At 70.6% G+C, this 23,310-nt stretch carries 19 protein-coding genes, 2 tRNA genes and 1 pseudogene; 13 read left to right on the top strand and 9 right to left on the bottom strand.

All coding sequences use genetic code 11. The features are described from left to right. Positions 1-160: 160 nt before the first annotated feature. Together ddaH and OG858_RS38300 are read left to right on the top strand one after the other, a co-directional pair. The gene (gene ddaH / locus OG858_RS38305; protein ID WP_319068337.1) at positions 161-937 is read left to right on the top strand and encodes a dimethylargininase; all 777 of its coding nucleotides are present in this window, start codon (positions 161-163) and stop codon (positions 935-937) included. A gap of 225 nt (positions 938-1,162) precedes the next feature. Beyond that, positions 1,163-2,143, top strand: a complete 981-nt coding sequence (locus OG858_RS38300) for an acyl-ACP desaturase (protein ID WP_086751305.1) — start codon at positions 1,163-1,165, stop codon at positions 2,141-2,143. Positions 2,144-2,168: 25 nt separating this feature from the next. Here OG858_RS38300 and OG858_RS38295 read toward each other — a convergent pair. From OG858_RS38295 to OG858_RS38280, 4 genes are all read right to left on the bottom strand, one after another. Continuing rightward, positions 2,169-2,242, bottom strand: a tRNA-Trp gene (locus OG858_RS38295). 294 nt (positions 2,243-2,536) lie between these two features. Continuing rightward, positions 2,537-3,877, bottom strand: coding sequence for an SDR family NAD(P)-dependent oxidoreductase (locus OG858_RS38290; RefSeq protein ID WP_086751303.1), 1,341 nt, complete (start codon positions 3,875-3,877; stop codon positions 2,537-2,539). Between the two features lie 109 nt (positions 3,878-3,986). Beyond that, a tRNA-Ala gene (locus OG858_RS38285) sits at positions 3,987-4,062 on the bottom strand. A gap of 350 nt (positions 4,063-4,412) precedes the next feature. Then, positions 4,413-4,670, bottom strand: a complete 258-nt coding sequence (locus OG858_RS38280) for a WhiB family transcriptional regulator (protein ID WP_373420893.1) — start codon at positions 4,668-4,670, stop codon at positions 4,413-4,415. A gap of 302 nt (positions 4,671-4,972) precedes the next feature. Between OG858_RS38280 and OG858_RS38275 the strand changes: the two genes are divergently transcribed. Both OG858_RS38275 and OG858_RS38270 read left to right on the top strand, forming a co-directional pair. Next, entirely contained in the window at positions 4,973-5,764 is a 792-nt protein-coding gene (locus tag OG858_RS38275) for a VOC family protein (protein ID WP_327725331.1), read from the top strand. A gap of 254 nt (positions 5,765-6,018) precedes the next feature. Next, the gene (locus OG858_RS38270; protein ID WP_328545275.1) at positions 6,019-7,209 is read left to right on the top strand and encodes a glycoside hydrolase family 64 protein; all 1,191 of its coding nucleotides are present in this window, start codon (positions 6,019-6,021) and stop codon (positions 7,207-7,209) included. A gap of 41 nt (positions 7,210-7,250) precedes the next feature. On the opposite strand, the gene OG858_RS38265 is transcribed toward OG858_RS38270, so the two are convergent. After that, positions 7,251-8,318, bottom strand: coding sequence for a LacI family DNA-binding transcriptional regulator (locus OG858_RS38265; protein ID WP_086751902.1), 1,068 nt, complete (start codon positions 8,316-8,318; stop codon positions 7,251-7,253). Between the two features lie 255 nt (positions 8,319-8,573). On the opposite strand from OG858_RS38265, the gene OG858_RS38260 reads away from it, so the two are divergent. After that, on the top strand, positions 8,574-9,626 hold the full coding sequence (locus OG858_RS38260) for a DNA polymerase III subunit beta family protein (protein WP_327725329.1): 1,053 nt from the start codon (positions 8,574-8,576) through the stop codon (positions 9,624-9,626). 135 nt (positions 9,627-9,761) lie between these two features. After that, complete coding sequence (locus tag OG858_RS38255) at positions 9,762-10,241, top strand: hypothetical protein (protein ID WP_086747394.1); 480 nt, start codon at positions 9,762-9,764, stop codon at positions 10,239-10,241. 7 nt (positions 10,242-10,248) lie between these two features. Here OG858_RS38255 and OG858_RS38250 read toward each other — a convergent pair whose 3' ends face one another. Next, on the bottom strand, positions 10,249-11,247 hold the full coding sequence (locus tag OG858_RS38250; protein ID WP_086747395.1) for a multicopper oxidase domain-containing protein: 999 nt from the start codon (positions 11,245-11,247) through the stop codon (positions 10,249-10,251). A 199-nt stretch (positions 11,248-11,446) separates the two neighbouring features. Here OG858_RS38250 and OG858_RS38245 point away from each other — a divergent pair, with 199 nt between their 5' ends. Together OG858_RS38245 and OG858_RS38240 are read left to right on the top strand one after the other, a co-directional pair. Beyond that, positions 11,447-13,927: a ThuA domain-containing protein gene (locus OG858_RS38245; RefSeq protein ID WP_328543991.1), complete on the top strand. Its 2,481-nt coding sequence runs from the start codon at positions 11,447-11,449 to the stop codon at positions 13,925-13,927. Further along, complete coding sequence (locus tag OG858_RS38240; protein ID WP_328543992.1) at positions 13,927-16,134, top strand: OmpL47-type beta-barrel domain-containing protein; 2,208 nt, start codon at positions 13,927-13,929, stop codon at positions 16,132-16,134. The genes OG858_RS38245 and OG858_RS38240 overlap by 1 nt, the downstream gene beginning before the upstream one ends. A 43-nt stretch (positions 16,135-16,177) precedes the next feature. Here the strand turns inward: OG858_RS38240 and ligD are convergent, their stop codons facing one another. Continuing rightward, positions 16,178-17,188, bottom strand: a complete 1,011-nt coding sequence (gene ligD, locus OG858_RS38235; protein ID WP_046704096.1) for a non-homologous end-joining DNA ligase — start codon at positions 17,186-17,188, stop codon at positions 16,178-16,180. A gap of 74 nt (positions 17,189-17,262) precedes the next feature. Here ligD and OG858_RS38230 point away from each other — a divergent pair, with 74 nt between their 5' ends. Continuing rightward, on the top strand, positions 17,263-18,336 hold the full coding sequence (locus tag OG858_RS38230; protein ID WP_086747392.1) for an ATP-dependent DNA ligase: 1,074 nt from the start codon (positions 17,263-17,265) through the stop codon (positions 18,334-18,336). A 178-nt stretch (positions 18,337-18,514) separates the two neighbouring features. Here OG858_RS38230 and OG858_RS38225 read toward each other — a convergent pair whose 3' ends face one another. Next, complete coding sequence (locus OG858_RS38225; protein WP_086747393.1) at positions 18,515-19,705, bottom strand: zinc-dependent alcohol dehydrogenase; 1,191 nt, start codon at positions 19,703-19,705, stop codon at positions 18,515-18,517. 143 nt (positions 19,706-19,848) lie between these two features. Here OG858_RS38225 and OG858_RS38220 point away from each other — a divergent pair, with 143 nt between their 5' ends. Beyond that, complete coding sequence (locus OG858_RS38220; RefSeq protein WP_406200208.1) at positions 19,849-20,829, top strand: DUF3048 domain-containing protein; 981 nt, start codon at positions 19,849-19,851, stop codon at positions 20,827-20,829. Positions 20,830-20,892: 63 nt separating this feature from the next. Here OG858_RS38220 and OG858_RS38215 read toward each other — a convergent pair whose 3' ends face one another. Further along, positions 20,893-21,354, bottom strand: a complete 462-nt coding sequence (locus OG858_RS38215; protein WP_037704152.1) for a MarR family winged helix-turn-helix transcriptional regulator — start codon at positions 21,352-21,354, stop codon at positions 20,893-20,895. Between the two features lie 247 nt (positions 21,355-21,601). Between OG858_RS38215 and OG858_RS38210 the strand changes: the two genes are divergently transcribed. The 3 genes and pseudogenes from OG858_RS38210 to OG858_RS38200 all read left to right on the top strand — a co-directional run. Then, positions 21,602-22,384, top strand: a complete 783-nt coding sequence (locus OG858_RS38210) for a CoA transferase subunit A (RefSeq protein WP_086749111.1) — start codon at positions 21,602-21,604, stop codon at positions 22,382-22,384. After that, entirely contained in the window at positions 22,384-23,031 is a 648-nt protein-coding gene (locus OG858_RS38205; RefSeq protein WP_319265630.1) for a CoA transferase subunit B, read from the top strand. The genes OG858_RS38210 and OG858_RS38205 overlap by 1 nt, the downstream gene beginning before the upstream one ends. 14 nt (positions 23,032-23,045) lie before the next feature. Then, positions 23,046-23,294: pseudogene (locus tag OG858_RS38200) on the top strand (3-oxoadipyl-CoA thiolase); the annotation flags it as partial. Positions 23,295-23,310 lie beyond the last annotated feature (16 nt).

Below are 23,310 nucleotides of genomic sequence, written 5' to 3'. Positions count from 1 at the left end.
GGCGGGGGCGTCCGGGCGGGGCTCGGCTACCACCGAGCATCTCAGGAGAGCCACAGCCTGCCTCCGGGGGTTTTGTCCAGGTGGACCGGGGCTGCATGATGGCGGACCGGTGTCGCTTCACGCGCGCCGGAAAACCGTCGTTCGATTCGGAGTCACCCACGTGCCCAGCAGGAAAGCCCTCGTCCGCCGCCCCGGCCCCCGCCTGGCCGAGGGCCTCGTCACGCACGTCGAACGCACGGAGGTGGACGTCGACCTCGCGGTCGAGCAGTGGGAGGCGTACGGGGAGGCCCTGCGCGACCACGGCTGGGAGACGATCGAGGTGGACCCGGCCGACGACTGCCCGGACTCGGTGTTCGTCGAGGACACCGTGGTCATGTACAAGAACGTGGCCCTGATCGCGCGCCCCGGCGCCGAGTCCCGGCGGGCCGAGACCGAGGGGATCGAGGAGGCCGTGGCCGCGCTCGGCTGCTCGGTGAACTGGATCTGGGCACCCGGCACCCTGGAGGGCGGCGACGTCCTCAAGGTCGGCGACACCGTGTTCGTGGGCCGGGGCGGGCGTACCAACGCGGCCGGGGTGCAGCAGCTGCGGGCCGCGTTCGAGCCGCTGGGGGCGCGGGTCGTCTCCGCGCCCGTGAGCAAGGTGCTGCATCTGAAGTCGGCGGTCACCGCGCTGCCCGACGGCACGGTCGTCGGGCACATCCCGAAGATGGACACGCCGTCGCTGTTCGGTCGCTTCCTGCCGGTGCCCGAGGAGGCCGGGGCGCATGTGGTGCTCCTCGGCGGCGACAAGCTGCTGATGGCGGCGAGCGCGCCGAAGACGGCGGAGCTGTACTCCGACCTCGGGTACGAGCCCGTCGTGGTCGACATCAGCGAGTTCGAGAAGCTGGAGGGCTGTGTGACTTGCCTCTCGGTGCGACTGCGGGGGCTGTACGCCTGAGAGGTGATCCCCTCACCCTGTCGGCCCCGGGACCTGCGCGTCCATGGGGCCTTCGGCATGCCCACAGACGGCTCCGCAGGCCCGGCTGATCAGCGGTCTTTACAGCGCTCTTAACCTACGGCATCGTAACCTACGGATACGTAGCCTACGATGCCGTAGGTTCAGGTCACCCGCCCGTGACCGCCCCCGGATTACACGTCCCCTGTTCGTCCCTCTGGAGCATCTGTGTCGATCACTTCTCCTCACCTCGGCAGCCCGTCCACCGAATGGACCGACGCGCGGCTGCTGTACGCGCTGGAGGAAGTCGTCGAGAAGGAACTCAACCGGCATCTGCAGGTCACCAAGGACTGGATGCCGCACGAGTACGTGCCGTGGAGCGACGGCCGCAACTTCCCCGGCTTCTTCGAGGACGGCGAGGCCTGGGAGAAGGGGCAGTCGAAGGTCACCGAGGTAGGCCGGATCGCCCTCGTGGTGAACCTGCTGACCGAGGACAACCTGCCCAGCTACCACCACGAGATCGCCACCCTCTTCGGCCGTGACGGCGCCTGGGGCACCTGGGTGCACCGCTGGACCGCGGAGGAGGGTCGGCACGGCATCGTGATGCGCGACTACCTGCTCGCCTCGCGCGCGGTGGACCCGGACAAGCTCGAAGAGTTCCGCATGTCCCACATGGGTGAGGGCTTCGAGTCGGACAACCGGCACTCGATGCTCCACACGGTCGCGTACGTCGCCTTCCAGGAGCTCGCCACCCGCGTCTCGCACCGCAACACCGGCCACCACTCCGGTGACCCCGTGTGCGACCGCATGCTGGCGCGCATCGCGGCCGACGAGAACCTCCACATGATCTTCTACCGGAACCTGCTGAAGGCCGCGTTCGAGTTCGCCCCCGACCTCACCATGCAGGCGGTCCGCGACGTCGTCGTCAACTTCCGTATGCCCGGCCACGGCATGCCCGGCTTCGAGCGCGCCGCCGCGCAGATGGCCATCGGCGAGGTCTACAACATGCGGATCCACCACGACGACGTCCTCGCGCCCGTCATCCGCTTCCTGAAGATCATGGAGATCGACGGCCTCGGCCCCGAGGGCATGAAGGCCCAGGAGGAGCTCGGCCTCTACATGGGTGGCCTCGACGCGGAAGCCCGCAAGTTCGACGAGAAGCTCGCGGCGCGCAAGGCGCGGATGGCGGCGCGGGCCGCCGGCGCGTAACCGACCTCCGCGGTCGGGCAGGGGGACGGGGCGGCTGGATTCGAACCAGCGTGTTCCGGTTTTGGAGACCAGTGCGACTGCCTCTGCGCTACGGCCCCGCCCTTGAGGGGTGAGGGTAGTGCCTCGTCTGGGGTGAGGGTAGTGCCTCGTCCTGCCACTGGTGAAGCCCCCGTTGATCGTGGTGGGACTTCTCCTGGTACGAGGATCGGGGTTGTCGCCCCCGCCACCCTTACCCGTTTCCGTCCCCGGGGGCTGTGCTCCTTCGCTCCCCTTTCGCCCGAGAGCTCGGGGGTGGTGTCGTCGGGCGGGTGCGGGTGCATCGTGAACGATCGCGCAGTTCCCCGCACCTCCGAGGAGCAGGGGCTGCGCCCACTGCTCGACCCGCCCCCCGATTCACCACTCCGCCTCCCGGTAGTCCTTCAGGAACACCCCGGACACCGGGTCGCCCGCCTCTCCGCGCACGATCGGGTCGTAGACGCGGGCCGCGCCGTCGACGATGTCGAGTGGGGTGCGGAAGCCGGCGCCGGCCATGCGGTGTTTCTTCGGGGCGGGGTTCTCGTCGGTGATCCAGCCGGTGTCGACGGCGCACATGTGAACGCCCTCGTCGGCGAGTTCGGCCGCGCTGGTGCGGGTGAGCATGTTGAGCGCGGCCTTGGCCATGTTGGTGTGCGGATGCCCGGCCGTCTTGTTGCGCACGGCGAAACGGCCCTCGACAGCGGTCACGTTGACCACGTAACGACGGGGGTGCGGTGCGGCGAGCAGCAGCGGCAGCAACCTGTCGCACAGGAGCGCCGGGGCGAGGGAGTTGACCAGCTGGGTCTCCAGGACCTCCGCGGGGTCGAGTTCGCCGAGCCGCGCCGACCAGGAGTTCTCCGGGGAGGGGTCGGGCAGCAGCCCGGCCTCGTCGGCCTCGCGCAGCGCGACGGGCAGGGCGGCGGCCCCGTCCTCCAGCATCCGCATCGGCGTGAACCCGGGTGCCTGCCGCGCCCCTTGGGGCAGCGCGTCGTACTCCCCGGCGGCCAGCAGCGCGTACGACTCCGGTGGCCGCCGTACCGTCTGGGCCGCGTTGTTCACCAGGATGTCGAGCGGCTCACCCTCCTGCCGCAACTGCTCGCACAGACCCAGCACTTGACGCGGGTCCCGCAGGTCGACGGCGACGACGGTCAGCCGGTCGAGCCACTTCGCGCTGCCGGGCTCGGCTCGGAAGCGGCGTACGGTGTCGTGCGGGAAGCGGCTGGTGACGAGCAGGTCGGCGCCGTCGCGCAGCATCATCAACGCCAGCTGGAAGCCGATCTTCACCCGGCCGCCGGTGAGCAGCGCGCGGCGCCCGCTCAGGTCGGTGCTCAGGCCGCGCCGCGCGGTGTTGTCGGCGGCGCAGCGCGGACACAGTCGGTGATAGAAGGAGTCGACCTGTCGATAGGACGTCTTGCAGACATAGCAGTGACGCGGCTTCAGGAGGACTCCCCCGCCGCCCGCCGCTGGTTCCGACAGTGGGGCGTCCTCGCGCCGGTCCAGGGCTCCGGTGGCGGTCGCGGCCATCACGGCGGCGTCCGCGGCGGACTTCTCGGCGCTGAGCGCCTTACGGCGACGCTGCCAACCGTCGCGTGCGAAGGACGCGGCGACCCGCTCGGCCCGTAGCCGCACGGGATCGCCGACGGGCAGCGCCCGCAGCCTGCCGACCGTACGATGGAAGGCCGCCAGCTCTTCCTCGGTGATCCCGCCGCCGTCGCCCATGCGTGCCCCGCCCCGCGTGTCCCGTGCCGTGTTCCCCTGTCCCGGCCCCGACCCGCGTGGCCTTCGGATCCGTGGAACGCCGAGCGCTGCGGAATCCGTCGCACGCGGTCCGGTCCGACCGGATTCGAACCGGTGTTTCCGCCATGCCGTAGCGGTGCGCCGACCTCTGCGCTACGTCCGGACCGCGCCCCCGGATCCTATGCGACCGCCTGGAACTCAGCCCACCGATTTATGACCGAACCGGCATACGGAGCCTGGCGGTTCGCGAACGGTCGGCGGTGTTCGGCGCCGTCGGATCGGCTGTTATCGGTGCCGTCGGATCGGCCGGTATCCCGGGCCGACTGCGGACGGGCCGTGGCCGCCTCCGCCGTCGCGGCCACGCGAAGCGTGTCCGAGCACTCCACGACGACGAGGGCCGGCGACGGCGCCGCCGGATCGACCGGTGTCGGAGCCGCCGGATCGGCCGGTGTCGGAGCCGCCGGTTCACCCGGCATCGGTACCGACCGTGGCTCAGCCGGTCTCGGTACCGACCGCCTCAGCCGTTCTCACCGCGCCGGATTCGCAGCCTCTCCTTCTCGGACAGCCCGCCCCAGACGCCGAACCGCTCGTCGTTGGACAGGGCGTACTGCAGACACGCGGTGCGCATCTCGCACATGCCGCAGATGCGCTTCGCCTCACGCACCGAGCTGCCGGGCTCGGGAAAGAAGAAGTCGGCCCCCGTCTGCGCACACAGCGCCCGCTGCTGCCAGACGCTGTCGAGTGGGGTGATCGTGTCGTTGTGCATGCCCAGCATCGTGGCGCGCACCGAAAAACGTTCGATCAACGTGACATCAACACGACGCCCAGGGCCCTCCATGTTCCCCGGGCCGGTGGAGCAGCGCACGACGGCGCGCCGAGCCACACCCGTGAGGGGCGGGGCTCCTACCAGGCACGCGCGCCGTGCGATCCCCCGTGTGGGCGCGACCAGCCACGACACACCCGCGGCCGACGACACACTCCCCGTCACCCCGCGGCTCAGCCCCAGCGGCAGCGCACCGGTGCCAGACTCGGAAGCACAGGCAACGGGCCCTCGGACCTCCGCAGAGGAGCACGACCATGCTCACCACCCGTTATGTCACCGGCGCCCCGAACTGGATCGACCTCGGCACCCCGGACATCGAAGGCGCCGCCACCTTCTACCACCACCTCTTCGGCTGGCAGTTCCGATCGGCCGGCCCCGACATGGGCGGCTACGGCTTCTTCCAGCTCGACGGCCGCACCGCCGCGGCCGGTATGCAGAACCCACCGGAGCAGGGCCCGCCGTCCTGGAACATCTACTTCCGGACACCGGACGCCGAAGCCACGGCCAAGGCGGTCGAGCAGGCGCACGGCTCGGTGCTGATGCGGCCCATGGACGTGGCGGACGAGGGCCGCATGGCGATCCTCGCCGACCGGGCGTCCGTGCCCTTCGGCATCTGGGAGCCCCGCCGCATCACGGGCCTCGACGTCGTCACGGACCCCGGTGCGCTGTGCTGGCTGGAGCTCTACACACCGGATCTGCCCGCGGCCGCCGGGTTCTTCAACTCCGTGTTCGGCTGGGAGACCTCCGCGATCGACATCGCCGGCGGCAGCTACACCTGCGTGAACCCTGCGGGAACCGATCCGGGGTCCATGTTCGGCGGCATCGTCCCGCTCGACGAGGACCCGAGCGAGACGGGGTCCGGGCCGTACTGGCTGCCGTACTTCGAGGTCTCCGACCCGGACGCCGCGGTGAGCAGGGCGCAGGAGCTGGGCGGCAGCGTCCGTACGCCCGCCACGGACCTCGCGGGCGCGGGGCGTTTCGCCAAGCTCGCCGACCCGTACGGGGCACGGTTCGCGGTGATCAGGAGTGAGCAGCCGGAGGGCTGAGGGACCACGCTGGCCGGCACCGCCGCACCGGGTCGGCGGCGGTGCCGATCAGCGTCGCTCGGTGTGCCATGGAGCCCGGACGCCGTTCGGTCTGTCGTCACGTCATGAACCCACACCCTTCTTGAGAGCGCTCTCAGTCATAAGTCTTGACGGCGCAACCTCCCCTGGGAACAGTGGGTGCACCACAGCAGGGGCCCCGTCCGCTGTGCCTCCACTCCCCCACATCCCAGGAGGCCACCGTGATTTCCCGCCGTATGTTCCTGTCCGGAACCGCCGCCGTCGTCAGCGCCCCCGTCCTCGGCACGCCCGCCCAGGCCGCGCCCGCGACGTGCCAACTCGCTCTGCGGAACGCCTCGTTGCCGGGCACGGTCCGGGCGTACGTCACCGGGCACGAGCAGTCGACGGGCGCCTGGGTGCTGCTGCGGGCCGACGGAGGTGTCTACCGGCCGGCCTCGCCCTCTGCGCCGCAGACACCGCTACCGGTCGACTGCGCGATCCCGCTCGGCGCGGCGGGCTCGGCGCCCGTGGTGCTGACGCTGCCTCAGATGTTCGGCGCCCGCGTCTACTTCGTACGGGACTCCACCCTCGAGTTCTTTCTCAACCCGGGCCCGGCGCTGGTCGAGCCCGCCTTCGCGACGCCCGCCGATCCCAACTACGGCAAGACATGGTCGTTCTGCGAGTTCACGTTCAACCCCACCCAGCTGTTCGCCAACATCAGTTACGTCGATCTGGTGACGGCCCTGCCGAACGGGCTGACGCTGGAGGGCGACACCACGCACACGGTCGCCCCGCTTCCCGACGGGGCGGTGGGCCGGATCGCCGCTGATCTGGTGGCGCAGTCGGCACGCGACGGCCAGCCGTGGGACCAGCTCGTCATCCGGGGCGGCGACGGCAAGGTGCTGCGGGTCATCTCGCCGCAGAACCTGATGGCGCCGTACTTCGGGCAGCCCGACCGGATGCCGTTCCGCGCCTACTGGAACTCCTACGTCGACCAGGTGTGGGAGAAGTACCGGGGGACGGATCTGCGGATCGACCTCCAGGGCGGGCGGGGCGTCCTCACCGGCCGCGTCTCCGGCGACACGCTCACCTTCGCGGGCGGCCATTCCTTCGCCAGGCCGACGTCGAAGGACATCTTCACCTGCAACCACGGCCCGTTCGCCAACAACCCCGGCGACCCCGACGACAAGAAGGCCCTCCTCGCCCGTCTCGCCGCCGGCTTCAACCGCTCGATCATGCTCACCCACCCCGCACAGCCGAACGGGACGACGGCGGCCGACTACTACCGGGGGACCGTGACGAACCACTGGTCGCGCGTGGTGCACGCCAACTCGCCCATCGGGTACGCCTTTCCGTACGACGACGTACGCCCCGACGGCCGGCCGGACGTGTCGGGCGCCGCCCACGACGGCAACCCGCGCCGGTTCACGGTGACGGTGGGCGCGTAGGCCCTGATGGGCGGCGGGAGCGGTCAGGCAGCCCCGAGCGGTCACGCGGAGGCGCGTCGTACCAGTGTCGTCGGCAGGACGACACTGGACGGCGCGCCGGTCAGGCCCTGCCCGTGCTCGTGCTCCCGCTCGTCGGGCAAGCGTCGTTCAAGGCCCCGGAGCAGCAGACGGGCCATCAAACGCCCCATCTCCTCTATGTCCTGACGGACCGTCGTCAATGGTGGATCGGACTGTTCGGCCACCGGCAACATGTCGTCGAAGCCCACCACGGCGACGTCCTCGGGAACCCTCCGTCCCCGCTCCCGGAGCACGCGCAGCGCCCCGGACGCGGACACGTCGTTGGCGGCGAACACCCCGTCCAGCTCCGGGTAACGGTCGAGGAGTTCCCGCATCGCGCGCTCCCCGCCCGCCGGGGTGAAGTCGCCCTCCACGATCAGCCGGGGGTCGGCGTCCACCATGACGTCCCGGAACCCGTCGAGCCGGTCCACGGCCGAGGTCTGATCGAGGGGCCCGGTGATGTGGGCGATCCGCGTGCGGCCGAGGCCGACAAGATGGCGTACGGCGTCCCGCGCGCCGCCCCGGTTGTCGCTGTCGACGTACACGGTGGGCGTGTCGCCACGCATGCCGTCCGCCCAGCCGGGCCGGCCGCCGAACACGGTCGGGACGCCGGCGCCCCGGATCAGCCCCGGCAAGGGGTCGTCCAGGTGCAGCGAGAAGACGAGCGCCCCGTCGACGTGCCCGCCGGCGAGATACCGCCCGACACGCGCGTAGTCCTCCGGGCCTTCGGTGAGCAGCAGGACGAGCTGCGAGTCGTGTGCCGTCAACTCTTTACTGATGCCGCGGAGTTGAAGGGCGAAGAAGGGGTCGGCGAAGACCCTGGTCTCCGGCTCGGCGATCACCACGGCCACGGCGTCGTGCCGCCGGGTGACGAGACTGCGGGCCGCCTGGTTCGGCACGTACCCGAGTTCCTCGACCGCCCTGCGCACCCGCTCGACCAGCGGCTCCCGAACGCCCTCGCCCCCGTTGACGACCCGCGACACCGTCGCCCTGGACACCCCGGCCCGCGCGGCCACGGCCTCCAACGTGGGACGCGACGCTGTCTCGGTCACTTGGGGACTCTCCTCCGGGGCGGTTGCGCCCAGGATAGCCCTGCGGAACATGCCTTTGAGAGCGCTCCCTGATCACTGACCGGCGACCGGCGACCCATGACCGGCGACGGGCGACGGGCGACCCATGACGGGCGACAGGCGACGGGCGACCCATGACCGGCGACCGGCCCAGCCTGTCGGTGTTGACCTTCAAGTTGGTTGAAGCCCCACGATGGACGGGTGCCGCATTCTGAACCGATTCCGAATCCCGGGCCGATGCCGATCGGTGTCTTCGCCCGCCGCAGTGGTCTGACCTCCAGCGCACTGCGGTTCTATGCCGACTCCGGGCTGCTGCGACCGGCCGAGGTCGACCCGGCCTCGGGCTACCGCTACTACACCGCCGACCAGATGGGCCGGGCCACCGCGCTGCGCCGCCTGCGCGAGATCGCCATGCCGCTCAGCGCTGTCGAGGAGGTTCTCGACGCCGGGCCCGAGGAGGCGGCCGGGCTCATCGACGAACACGTCGCACGGGTTCTCGGGGACGCGGCGGCGGCGCAGCGGACGGCCGTTGTCCTCAAGTCGGCCCTCGGTGACGTACCGAGTCTGCCGGTCGTCACGCTCAAGGGCCCCATGCTGGCCGACGCGGTCGAGCAGATCCTGACCGCGACCGCGCGGGAACCCGACCTGCCGGTCCTCGGCGGTCTGCGCATCGAGGCGGACCAGGAGGCGGTCACCCTGACCGCGACCGACCGCTACCGGCTCTCGACCCGGACGCTGGTACCGGCCGAGCCGCCGACGGCGACGTGGGCGGGCACGGTCAGCGGCGACGAGCTGCGGGTGGCGGTCGCCGAGGTGCGTCGTAGCGCGCTGGTGCGCGTCGAGGCGACGGCACACGGGATCCGGCTGTGTATGCCGGACCGGGAGGACCAGTACTGCCGGTTGCTGTCGGAGGAGTTCCCCGACCTCCGGCTGATGCTCGCCGCGTTGCCCGAGGTCACCACCCGCGTGACGCTCTCGAAGCAGCTGCTCCTGCGAGCCCTGGAGGAGCGGTGCGCCGAGCGGGTCGCCCTGCGCGTGGCCGAGCACGGGACGGACGTCCTGGTGGGCGGTGACGAGCAGTGCGAGTTGCGGCTTCCGGCCACCGTGACGGGACGGGCCCTCGACATCCGGTTCGAGCTGACGACGCTCTATCCGGCCGTGAGCACTGCCGTCGGGCCCGACGTGATGCTCGACCTGCGCGGCCCCGACCAGCCCGTCACGATCCGCTCGGCCGACCGCGGCGACCTCACCACCCTGGCCATGCCCGTCAGGGCCGCCCCTTCCACCTGAGCAATCCGCTCCGTCCGATCAACGACGACAAGGACCACATCCATGCCCCCCACCAGTACCCCCACCCCCACCCCCACCCCCGCCAGCACCAGCACCAGCACCAGCACCAGCACCAGCACCAGCACCGACCCCACCATGGAGGCCATCGGACAGGCCGTCACCGAGGGGCGCGCCGGGGACGTCGCCTCCGCACGTCGGCGACTCCTGGACCTCTGGTCCGCGATCGGTGTCACCGGTGACCCGCTGCACCGGTGCACTCTCGCGCACCACCTGGCGGATCTCCACGCCGACCCCGCCCAGGCCCTGGTCTGGGACGTGCGGGCGCTGGACGCCGCCGACGCGGTGACCCAGCAGCGCGTCCAGGAGCACGACGCCCGTCTGCACATCGCCGGCTTCTACCCGTCCCTGCACCTCAACCTCGCGGACGACCACCGCAGGCTCGCGTCTTTCGAGGCCGCCGGCCAACACATCGAAGCGGCTGCCCAGCACGCCCCGAACCTCCCCCAGGGCGCCTACGGCGACCTTCTCCGTGTGGCCATCGAGCAGGTGGCCGAGGCCATCGGCCTACGGGACACGGCCGAGCGGACACAGCCCGGTCGGAGTGCCCGCCACTGAACACCCCTCAGTGCTCATGGGGCGCTGCGGACGCATTCGACCCGTGCGGCTCATGCGGCTCGTACCCCGGGATCGTCCCGTCCGTCTTGCGCACCAGGAACAGGCCCGCCATGCCCATGTCGGAGTGAGACTGGACATGGCAGTGGTACATCCAGGCGCCCGCCCCGACACCTTCGCCCGCGATGACCTGGAAGCCGAAGGAGTCGGCCGGGCCGACGATCTTGTTGTCGATGACCTGGCTGGGGTCGTCGGGGCCGGTGAGCATGCCGGTGCGGTTGTCGGCCCAGCGGTGACCGTGCAGGTGGAAGGTGTGGTAGTACTCGCCGTGCGTGATGACGACGAACTCGACACGGTCACCGACGGTGGCGTCGAAGTCGGGCCCGGAGTGGGCGGGCCTGTTGTTGATGCGCAGGTCGTTGAAGACGACGGTGACGGTCTTGTCGGGGAGGACATCGCCCTTGCGGCGGACGACGACCGGGCCGTAGAGACCCTTGCGCAGGCCGCCCGTGCCGTGTTCGGTGCCGACGACGTGGTCGTGGTAGTTCCAGTAACCGGCGCTGCCCGCGCGCCAGGTGCCGTCCTCGCGGGCGCCGGGGGCGTGGGTGCGCCAGGTGTAGGTGCGGGTGCCGCCGGGCTCGACGTCGCTCTTGTTCAGCTTGGTGCCGTCGCTGGAGGTCTCGTAGTCGAGGCCGTGGACGTGCAGGCTCGCCGCCACGTCCATCGTGTTCTCGAACTCGATGTGCAGCGTGTCGCCCTCGTCGAGCTCGATCAGCGGGCCCGGTATCGAGGCCTTGCCCTTCTCGAAGCCGTAGCCCATCTGCCCGTCGGACAGCTTCTCGGCGTACATCTTGATGTGCTTGACCTCGCCGCCGGCCGGGGCCGTCCTCGCCCGCATGGCGGCGCTCACGGCCTCAGGAGCACCGACGGTCTCGATGGCCACGGACAACGATGTCGCGGCGGCCGCGCCGCCCAGCAGCACCCGCCGGTTGAACCCTCGTCTGTCCATCCCGTCCACGCGGAACTCCCTACCCTGATACGGATCTTGTGGAGACGCACCTGTGATCAGCCGGTGAGACGGTAGCGACAGCCCGGCTGTTTCTCCACACCCAGGACAAAGTTCGCACCATTCCGGTCATAGGTCTTGGCGAGCCGTGCAAATGGGGGCTAGCTTCCTTGGCGCTGTTGCTGTGACCGAGGAGGTGCCCATGTACTTACGAGGGTTGAGCGACGCGAGGAGACGGGCCTGGGCGGCCACGCTGACCGCCTCGGTCGTCACCGCGGGGCTTCTGTCGGGCCCCGCGGCCCATGCGGGCCCGGCGCCGGAGCCGCCGCTGACAACGATGTCGATCAAGTCTCCGCCGGGTGGTTCCGGCCCCCGGGTGCTGATCTTCCACGGCTCCGCGGCGGCCGGGGACGAGTCGCCCGTCGTGAACGCCGGGATCGAGGCGATCGAGAGGATCGGGCTGTCCGGGCCGGCGTCCGAACGGTTCGGGGTCGTCGCCACCGACGACGCCTCCGTCTTCACCGACGGGACCCGGCTGAGCGGCTTCAACGCCGTCGTCTTCCTCACCGGTGGTGGTGACGTCCTGGATCCCGAGCAGGAGGCGGGACTGGAGACCTATATGGAGGCGGGCGGCGGTTTCGTCGGCGTCCACGACGCGGCCCGCGCCGAGCCGTACTCGGACTGGTTCACGGGCCTGATCGGTGCCCGCCCGGCCGCGTCCGGCCCGACGACCGTGCAACGGGCGACCGTCGAGGTCGGTGACCGGCAGCATCCGGCCACCAAGAGCCTGCCCGCGCAATGGAAGCGGCCCGACAGGTGGCTCAACTGGACGAAGAACCCGTCCGGCACCGTGCACACCGTGGCCCGGGTGCGCGAGTCGACCTACCAGCCGGGTGCGAGCGCCAACGGCTGGGACCACCCGGTGAGTTGGTGCCGTGACTACGACGGCGGCCGTTCCTTCTACACGGGCATGGGCGGGACCGTCTCGGCGTACGACGAGACCGACTTCCGTACGCATCTGCGCGGCGCCCTGTTGTGGACGTCCCGTCTGGCGCGGGCCGACTGCAAGGCGACGATCGACGCCAACTACAAGGCGGAGCGGCTGACCCGGCCCAACCAGCCAGGGCAGAACGACCAGATCGGCGAGCCGCACGGCCTGGTCACCGCGCCCGACGGGCGGGTTCTCTACATCGGCCGGGGCGGCGCCGACTCGTCCCGGCCCGTGGTCACCGACTGGAACAATCCGGACATCGGCAAGGGCAAGGGCGAGGTCCACGTCTACGACCCGAGGACGAAGCAGGTCACCCTCGCGGGCGCGCTCACGGTCTTCGGCAACAAGGGCGGCGGCGACGAGCTGATCAAGGTCGAAGAGGGCCTGCTGGGGATCGAGCTGGATCCGGGTTTCCAGCAGAACGGCTGGGTGTACCTGCACTACACACCGCACTCGCAGATCGACCGTGACACCCGGATGGCCGAGCGCCGGGTCTCCCGCTTCACTCTCGATCCCGCGACGAACAAGCTGGACCTGGGCAGCGAGAAGGTGCTGCTCAAGTGGCCGGTCCAGATCCACAGTTGCTGCCACGCGGGCGGCGGGATGACCTGGGACTCCAAGGGCAACCTGTACATCGCGACCGGCGACAACAACTCAAGCGGCTTCAGCGGTGGTTACTCGGGCAACAACCCCGAGCCGAACTACAAGGGTGTCTCGTTCGCCGACGCGCGCCGCACCGCCGGCAACACCAACAACCTCAACGGCAAGATCCTCCGCGTCCACCCGGAGCCCGACGGCACCTACACGCTGCCCGCGGGCAACCTCTTCACCGGCAGGGAGACCGCCGAGGGCGGCGGCAAGACCCGTGGTGAGATCTATGTGATGGGCGTCAGGAACCCCGCGCGGATCTTCGTCGACAGGCAGACGGACGTCCTCTACTCCGGCTGGGTCGGCCCGGACGCGAGCGCACCGTCGACGACATGGGGTCCGGCGAAGTACGACACGTTCGCCGCCATCACCGAGGCGGGCAACCGGGGCTGGCCGTACTGCATGGGCAACAGGCAGCCCTACCGGGACCGCAATCTGCCGGACCCCTCGAAGCCGCTCGGCTGGTACGACTGCGACCACCCGAAGAACGAGTCCCCGAACAACGACGGGCTCGTCAACCTGCCCCCGGTGACCGGCAGCAACATCTGGTACTCGCCGCAGGGCGGCGCCCCCGACTTCCCGCGCGACGCGAACGGCATCCCCTCGTACAAGAACGAGGAGGCCACGTACCTGCTGCCGTGGCTGAAGGGCGGCGGCCAGGCCACCATGAACGGGCCGGTCTACCGATACTCCGCTTCCGATGCCGGCTCCGGTCGCTGGCCCGCCTATTGGGACGGAAAGTGGTTCGTCGGCGACTTCTACGACGCCGACCAGCCGCGCCACGCCGTGCTCACCGATCCGAAGAACCAGGGCAGCGGCGGACTCCCGATCCACGCGGAGTCGCTGAAGAAGATCGTGCCCGTCGGGACCGACGGCATCAGGAACCTCATGGACTGGAAGTTCGGGCCGGACGGCGCGCTGTACGTCCTGGACTACGGGCGCGGCTTCTTCACCTCGGACGCCAAGTCGGCGTTGTGGCGCGTCACCTACACGGGCGGCGGTCCGACGCCGGCGGCCGACGAGCTGGCCGGGAAGGCGGAGTGATGCGCGAAGGACGCCTGTGGGCGACATTGTTGGCGGCCCTGCTGTTGGTGCTCGGGCTCACGTCGACGTCCGCGTCCGGCCGTACCGAGGAGGCGCGGGACCGGGCCGCGGCCGCCCAGACGCTCACCTGGACCGCCGGTGACGACATCACCAAGTACCTGTCCGCCCCGCGGACCGCCGTGGCGGGCCCGACCACCATCGTCTTCGAGAACAGCAGGGCGACCGGCAACACCATGGGGATGCCGCACACGTTGACGTTCGACGTCTCCGACCCGGAGTACAACAACGACGTCCCGCTCAACATCCTGGCCAACCCCGGCGACGACCAGGGCGGCCGCCACAGCGCCGAGGTCACGCTCGCCCCGGGCCGCTATCGCTACTACTGCACCATCCCCGGGCACGGACAGATGCAGGGCATCCTCGTGGTGACCGAGGGCACCGGTGAGGACACCACCGCTCCTCAGACGGCGGCCCAGGTCAGCGGTACGCAGAACGCCCAGGGCGCGTACGTCGGTTCGGCGTCGGTGGCGGTGAGCGCGACCGACCCCGGCGGCTCGGGGGTCGAGCGGGTCGAGTACGCGATCGGCGACACCGGCGCCTGGCTGCCGTACACCACACCCGTGGTGGTCGACCAGGTCGGCACGCACAGGATCCGCTACCGGGCGGTCGACAAGGCGGGCAACACGGCGGCCGAGAAGAGCGTCATGTTCACCGTCGTCGCGCCGCCGACGGACGACACGACCGCGCCGGAGACCTCGGCGACGGTGACCGGTGAGAAGAACCCGCAGGGTCACTACGTGTCCATGGCGACGGTCACCGTCTCCGCCTCGGACACCGGGTCGGGGGTCAACACCATCGAGTACGCGCTCGGCGAATCGGGGGCCTGGCAGCCCTACACCGCGCCCGTGATGGTGCACGAGGTCGGCACGCACAAGGTGCGGTACCGGGCCACGGACAGGGCGGGGAACGTCGCGGCCGAGAAGAACGTCGGGTTCACGGTCGTCGCCCCGCCCGCCGCCGACACCACACCACCGGTGACGGGCGTGACCGTCGAGGGCGACCGGAACTCCGCCGGCGCCTATCTCAGGAGGGCCGAGGTCACCGTCGGCGCCACCGACCACGGCGGCTCGGGTGTCGCCACGATCGAGTACTCACTGGACGGCGGCCCCTATCTCGCCTACACCGCACCGGTGCTGGTCGACCGCGCGGGCACGCACACGGTGGCGTACCGGGCGAGCGACAGGGCGGGGAACACGGCCACGGCCCGTTCCGTCAGCTTCACGGTCGTGTCGGGCGGCGGCGTCCCCGCGCCCAACTGCGCCGAGTACGACGAGCGGTTGACGGTCTTCGTCGGCACGGTCGACTCGGGGGTGCCGAACCGGGTCACCAACAACCGTTGCCGCGTCAACGAGCTGATCGAGGACGAGAAGGAGTGGACGTCCCACGCGCTGTTCCTGAAGCACGTGGACACCGTCCTCGACAGGCTGTTCAGGGAAGGAGTCGTCGACCGGCGCGAGTACACGGCCGTCAAGGAGGCGGCGGCGGAGTCGGGCATCGGCAGGCCCGGCCAGACGGAGGGGTACCGCACGATCCTCGACGGCACGCAGGAATCGTTCGCCAAGTGGCAGCAGGTGGGGGGCGGTTCGTTCGCGCTGAACCCCGACGGCTCGATCACCTCCGGTACGACGAGGGCCGGGCTCGGCATGCTGTGGTTCCCCGAGCGGAAGTACGGTGACTTCTCGCTGCGCCTGCAGTGGCGTGACGACGCGCCCGGCACGTCGAACGCCAACTCCGGTGTGTTCGTGCGCTTCCCCGGGGTCCACGACCACCCGGAGGAGTCGCGGCCGGAGTGGGTGGCCATCAAGTACGGCCATGAGGTGCAGGTCCTCGACCGGCCCGACGGCGACATGTACAAGACGGGGTCGGTCTACGGCTTCGACCGGGTGGGGCTCGCCGGTGCGGGCGTCACCCAGAAGGGCACCTGGAACGACTACGAGATCCGTGTGGTCGACCAGCACTACTCGGTCTACCGCAACGGCGTCCTGATCAACGAGTTCGACAACACCGGCGGGCAGGACTTCACCCCGCCCCGCTCGGACGACCCGGGCACGGACGGGCGCCGGTTCGCCTCCGGCCACCTCGGCCTCCAGGTGCACGGCACGACGGATGTCGTCTCCTACCGGGACATCCGGATCAAGGAACTGTAGGGAACCACGGTGACCCGCGCCCCGCGAGGGACGCGGGTCACCGTCACGTCTTCTTCGCCCTGCTCGGCTGCACCCTCTTCGGCTCCCCCGGCATCTTCGGATACTCCGGCGGATACGGCAGGTCCCCGAGCCCGTGGTCGTGTTCGTCCCGCGAGGCCAGTTCCAGCAGCGCCTCCAGGGAGAACGCGTGGTCGTCCATGTCGGCGTGCACGTCACCGACCTCGGCGAAGCGCCGCGGCATGCTCGCCAGGTCGAAGTCGCGTGGGACGGCGACGCCCACCTCGTCCCAGGTGAGGGGCGCGGAGACGGGTGCGTGCGGGCGGGGCCGTACGGAGTAGGCGGAGGCGATGGTGCGGTCGCGGGCGGTCTGGTTGTAGTCGACGAAGATCTTCTCCCCGCGTTCCTCCTTCCACCAGGCAGTGGTCACCTGTTCCGGCATCCGGCGCTCCAGTTCGCGGGCGACGGCGATGGCGGCCCGGCGTACCTGGGTGAAGGTCCAGTCGGGCCGGATCGGCGCGAAGACGTGCAGGCCACGGCCGCCGGAGGTCTTCGGCCAGCCGCGCAGCCCCCCGTACTCGTGCAGGACCTCGCGCAGCTCGTGCGCGGCGCGCACCGCGTCGGCGTAGTCCGTGCCGGGCTGGGGGTCGAGGTCGATGCGGAGTTCGTCGGGACGGTCGACGTCGTCGCGGCGGACCGGCCACGGGTGGAAGGTGAGCGTGCCGAACTGGGCGGCCCACACGACGGCGGCGACCTCGGTGGGGCACATCTCGTCGGCGCTGCGGCCGCTGGGGAAGGTGATGTGGGCGGTGGGGATCCAGTCGGGCATGTTCTTGGGGGCCCGCTTCTGGAAGAAGTTCTCGCCCGTCACCCCCTCGGGGTAGCGCTCCAGGGTGGTGGGCCGGTCGCGCAGGGCCCGCAGGATGCCCGGGCCCACGGCGATGTAGTACCGGGCGAGGTCCAGCTTGGTGAAGCCGCGCTCCGGGAAGAAGATCTTTCCCGGGCTGGACAGCCGTACCGTCCGCCCCGCCGCCTCCAGCTCCACCGCTTCACCCATGCGGCCACCGTAGGGGGAACGACCAGATGCCGCATACCGGGCGAATTCCATCGCGCGGTCGGAGAATCTGAGGCATGGATCTTCCGGTGATGCCGCCCGTGAAACCGATGCTCGCCAAGTCCGTGGCGAAGATCCCGCCGGACATGCACTACGAGGCGAAGTGGGACGGTTTCCGGGCGATCGTGTTCCGCGACGGGCCCGAGGTGGAGATCGGCAGCCGGACGGGGAAGACGCTGACCAGGTATTTTCCCGAGCTGGCGGAGGCCCTGCGGGAGCGGCTGCCGGAGCGCTGTGTGATGGACGGCGAGGTCGTGATCGTCCGGGACGGGCGGCTGGACTTCGACGCCCTGACCGAGCGTATCCACCCCGCCGACTCCCGCGTCCGGATGCTGGCGGAGACGACCCCGGCCTCCTTCGTCGCCTTCGACCTGCTCGCCCTGAACGACGAGTCGCTGCTCGACGTCCCGCTCACCGACCGGCGCGCGCTCCTGGAGCTGGCCCTGTCCGGGGTGACGGCTCCGGTCCATGTCGCCCCGGCGACCACGGATCGCGAGCTGGCCGAGCAGTGGTTCGAGCAGTACGAGGGGGCGGGTCTGGACGGGGTGATCGCCAAGCCGCGCAGTCTGCTCTACCGGCAGGACGAGCGGGCCATGTTCAAGATCAAGCATGAGCGGACGGCGGACGTGGTGGTCGCCGGCTACCGCTTCCACAAGAGCGGGCCGGTGGTCGGCTCCCTGCTGCTGGGGCTGTACGACGGCGGCGGCACGCTCCAGCACATCGGCGTGTGCGCGGCCTTCCCCATGAAGCGGCGCGCGGAACTGGTGGAGGAGCTGGAGCCGCTGCGGTTGGAGGACGTCGGGGAGCACCCCTGGGCGGCCTGGTCCGACGAGGCGGCGCACGAGACGGCACGGCTGCCGGGCGCGCCGAGCCGGTGGTCGGCGAAGAAGGACTTCTCCTGGGTGCCGCTGCGGCCCGAGCAGGTCGCCGAGGTCGCGTACGACCACATGGAGAACGGTGTCCGCTTCCGCCACACGGCTCGCTTCCGCCGCTGGCGCCCGGACCGCACGGCGGAGAGCTGCACCTACGCACAGCTGGAGGAGCCGGTGACCTACGACCTGGCGGAGATCCTCGGGCCCGACAACCGGTGAACCACGCCCTGGCGTGGATCGGCGGGCCCCACGGTGGACGGTGACGGCCGGTCCCGGAATCCGACCGCGACGGCCGGACCACCGGCCTATGCACCGGCCCGCGACGGTGGGGCGGCCGGCCCGACGCCGGCCCGCGACAGCCGACAGCCGGACGGGCCCCCACGCCGACCCGCGCCGGTCAGGGCTCCATCACGACCTTGATCGCCCCGTCCTCCTTGCGCTGGAACATCTCGTACGCGTGCGGGGCATCGGTGAGCGGCACCCGGTGGGTGGCGAAGGCGTCGACGCCCAGGGGGTCGTCGTCCGTGAGGAGCGGCAGGATGTCGTCGGTCCAGGTGCGGACGTTGGCCTGGCCCATGCGCAGCCGGATCTGCTTGTCGAACAGGGTGAGCAGCGGCAGCGGGTCGACCTTGCCGCCGTAGACGCCGGAGAGGGAGATCGTGCCGCCGCGCCGTACGAGGTCGATGGCCGTGTAGAGGGCGGCCAGCCGGTCCACGCCGAGGTGCTCGGCGAAGCGCGAGCTGACCGCCCGGGGCAGATGGCCGGCCGCGTTCTGGATGAGCCGGGCGGCCGCGCTGCCGTGGGCCTCGGTGCCGACGGCGTCGATCACCGAGTCGGGTCCGCGTCCGGCGGTCCGGTCCTGGACGGCGGCGACCAGGTCCTTCTCGTTCTCGAAGTCCCTGAGGTCGAACGTCTCGACACCCCTGTCGCGCGCCCGGCGCAACCGCTCGGGCACCAGGTCGACCCCGAACACCTGCTCGGCGCCGCGTTGCATGGCCACCCGGCACGCCATGTCCCCGATGGGGCCGAGGCCGAGCACGGCGACGCTGCCGCCGGGTGGGACGTGCGCGTACTCGACCGCCTGCCAGGCGGTGGGGAGCACGTCGGAGAGGTAGAGGAACCGGTCGTCGGCCGGCCCTTCCGGCACCTTGATCGGCCCGAACTGTGCCTGCGGGACGCGCAGGTACTCGGCCTGGGCGCCCGGCACCGAGCCGTACAGCCGGGTGTAGCCGAAGAGGGCCGCGCCCATGCCCTCGCCGGTGCACTGGGTGGTCTCGCACTGGGTGGGGAGCCCGGTGAGACACATCCAGCAGTTGCCGCAGGCGATCTGGAACGGCACCACGACCCGGTCCCCGGCGGACAGGTCCGGCACCCCGGCGCCGACCTGCTCGACGATTCCCATGGGTTCGTGGCCGAGGATGTCGCCCGGCGTCATGAACGGGGTGAGCACCTCGTACAGGTGCAGGTCGGAGCCGCACAGCCCGGTGGAGGTGATCCGGATGACCGCGTCCGTCGGCTCCTGGATCACCGGATCGGGCACGGTCTCCACGCGTACGTCCCGCTTGCCCTGCCACGTCACAGCCTTCATCGCGCCCACACTCCGTTCCCTCGCCGACAGGTTCGGCACGGGTACCCGGCGCCCCACCCGCGAACCACGGAGAAGCATGGAGAACCAACAAGTATGGCCATCTATGAACTTATAAGCGCACAATCGAAGGCATCATGGATGAGATGACCACGGCACACAGGGGACTGAGGGCATGGCGGGCACGCCATCGCTCGTTGACGGGACCCCTGCTCGCCGCCCTGAGCGCGGCCGCCCTTCTGGCGGGCTGCACCGTGACCGGCCCTGACAGCGACGACGGACGGGGGCGGGACGGCCGGACCAGCGCGCCGCCCGTCGGCTCCGTACTCGCCGTGAAGATCGACAACGTCTCCGCCGCCCGCCCGCAGACCGGCCTCGACGCAGCGGACATCGTCTACGCCGAGCAGGTCGAGGGCGGCCTCAGCCGGCTGATGGCGGTGTACGCGACGAAGCTGCCGAAGGCGGTCGGGCCGGTGCGCAGCGCCCGCGAATCCGACCTGGAGCTACTGCGCCAGTTCGACGAGCCGACCCTGGCCTTCTCCGGCGCGCAGGGAAAGCTCCTTCCACTGATCGACAGGGCGCCCCTGCGCGCGGAGACCCCCGAGGACTCCCACGACGCGTACTTCCGGGGCGACGAGAAACCCGCCCCGCACAACCTGTATCTGCGCCCCGCGCATCTGGTCGGCCCGCCCCCCGGCGCCGACGCCCTCACCACCGGCTTCCGCTACGGCCCCGCCCCCGCCGGCGGCACCCCCGAGGACTCACGCACCGTCCGCTATCCGGCGGCCCGCTTCACCTTCACCTGGTCCGACGACAGCCGCCGCTGGCAGGTCTCCATGGACGGCACCCCGACGATCACCACCGACGACACCCGAGTCGCCCCGGCCACGGTGGTCGTCCAGTACGTGACGATCCGCAAGTCCCGGTTCCACGACTATCTGGGCAACAACACCCCGTACACGGAGACGGTGGGCTCGGGCCGCGCGGAGGTCCTGCGGGACGGCCGGGTCTTCGACACGAACTGGGAACGCAGCACACCCGGGGACGGCACGACCTTCACGACGACGGACGGCAGGCCGATGAACTTCGCGGAGGGCCAGGTGTGGGTGGTGTACGCGAAGGCGTGAGAACGCCGCACCGCAACCAGCCACGACCGACCCGCAGCCGGAAGAGGTCCCCCAACGGCGGAGCTACCGGGCGCCCGACGACTCGGCAGGGCTGCGCAGCGTCTCCGCCGCGTCCGCGACCCGCCGTATCAGCTCGAAGAACACCTCCTGCTCCTGAGCCGACAGCGGCGCGAGGAACACCTGGTTCATCCGGGCCGTGCGCACCGTGAGCTTGCGATGCGTCCGCACGCCGTCCTCCGTGAGCCGCAGCAGGAACCGCCGCCCGTCCTGCGGGTCGCGCACCTTGTCGAGAAGACCCCGCCGCCCGAGCCGGCTGATGACCTCGGACATCGTGGACCGGTCGAGCCCCACCCGCTCGCCCACGGTGCGCTGGTCGAGCCCCGGCTCGGCGACGAGCGTGTTGAGGACCGCGAACTGCGGCGAGGTGGTCTCCTCGGAGACCATCACGTTCCACAGCAGGTAGTGGGCCTGCTGCAACCGTCGGGCCAGGTGCCCGGGGTGGGCGGAGAGGTCCACCGCGGCCATGTTCGCTCCTCGGCTCGGATGAGTCGGACACCGTCAACCGTGACACACCGACGACGATTCGTTCGTACACTGAACAATATCCGCCACCGGGCCGAGCGTGTCCATCACCAGGTACGCAAGTGACCTTTCCTTTCCTGTGAGCCTTGACGAGGGGGCCGACGAGTGGCAGCGTGAAGGAAACTTCACTCAAATGCTCAGTGCCCTGATTAACCGGCACCGGGTGCTCGGACGAGATGGGGCCTCACGGATGGACAAGGTGGTCGCCACAGCCCTGGAGGCGGTGGCCGATGTGCCGGACGGCGCGACACTCGCCGTCGGCGGGTTCGGACTGGGCGGTGTGCCGAACGTGCTGATCCAGGCGCTGTACGAGCGGGGGGTCTCGGGTCTCGGCGTGGTGTCCAACAACTGCGGGGCCATGGAGTCCGGCCTCGCGGTCCTCCTCGCGGCGGGCCGGATCGCCCGGGTGACCGCTTCGTACATCGGGGGGAACAAGGAGTTCGCGCGCCAGTATCTCGCCGGTGAGCTGGAGCTCGAGATGATCCCGCAGGGCACGCTCGCCGAGCGGCTGCGCGCGGGCGGCGCCGGAATCCCGGCCTTCTTCACCCCGGCCGGCGTGGGCACCCAGGTCGCCGACGGCGGGCTGCCCTGGCGCTACGACGGCGACGGCGGCGTTTCGCTGGCCTCGCCGCCCAAGGAGGTCCGCGAGTTCGACGGCTCCGAGTTCGTGCTGGAACACGGCATCCGCACCGACTACGCGCTCGTCCGGGCGGCCAGGGGCGACCGGCACGGCAACCTGGTCTTCAACAAGTCCTCCCGCAACTTCAACCCGCTCGCCGCGATGGCCGGCAAGGTCACGATCGCCGAGGTCGAGGAGCTGGTCGAGCCGGGCGAGATCGACCCTGACGCCGTGCATCTGCCCGGCATCTTCGTGCAGCGGGTCATCGCCCTCACCCCCGAGCAGGCGGCCGACAAGAAGATCGAGCGGCGCACGGTCTCCGCGCCCTCGGCACGAGAGACGGTGAGCCGGTGATGGCCTGGACCCGCGAGCAGATGGCCGCCCGAGCCGCGCGCGAGCTCAAGGACGGTCAGTACGTCAACCTCGGCATCGGCCTGCCGACGCTGATCCCGAACCACCTCCCGGCCGACGTCGAGGTGATCCTGGAGTCGGAGAACGGGATCCTCGGCACCGGCCCGTACCCGGCCGAGGAGCAGGTCGACCCCGATCTGATCAACGCGGGCAAGGAGACCGTCACGGTCCTGCCCGGGGCCTCGTACTTCGACTCGGCGCTGTCGTTCTCCATGATCCGCGGCGGTCACATCGACGTGGCCGTCCTCGGCGCGATGCAGGTCTCCGCCGGCGGTGACCTCGCCAACTGGGCGGTTCCCGGCAAGATGGTCACCGGGATCGGTGGTGCCATGGACCTGGTCCACGGCGCGCGTACGGTCATCGTGGTCATGACCCACACCGCCAAGGACGGCTCGGCGAAGATCCTTCGGGAGTGCGCGCTGCCGCTGACCGGCAAGGCATGCGTGAACCGGATCATCACCGATCTGGGTGTGCTCGACGTGACCGACGAGGGCCTGGTGCTGGTGGAGACCGCGCCCGGTGTCACCGTCGAGGAGATCGTCGCGAAGACCGCCGCCAAGGTGCGCGTCCCGGAGGAGATCCAGTCATGAACAACGGTCCGCGCGACGTCCTGGAACTGGACGAGGCGTTCGCCGCCCAGGTGCTCGGCTGTGTCGCGGAGTGGCCCGAGTTCGACCCGGCCGTCCTCAACCCGCAGGGCGGGGCGATCGCCCTCGGCCATCCGCTGGGTGCGTCCGGTGCGCGGCTGGCGGGCACGGTCGCCCACCAACTGGGCCGCAAGGGCTCGGGGGTCGGCGTCGCCACGCTGTGCATCGGGGGCGGGCAAGGGCTCGCCCTCGTTCTGGAACGCTGAGCACCGCCTGCGGCCT

The sequence above is a fragment of the Streptomyces europaeiscabiei genome (assembly GCF_036346855.1).
Taxonomy (GTDB): Bacteria; Actinomycetota; Actinomycetes; order Streptomycetales; family Streptomycetaceae; genus Streptomyces; species Streptomyces europaeiscabiei.
Note: the sequence above shows the minus strand (reverse complement) of the source record. Positions and strands in the feature narration are given on the sequence as shown.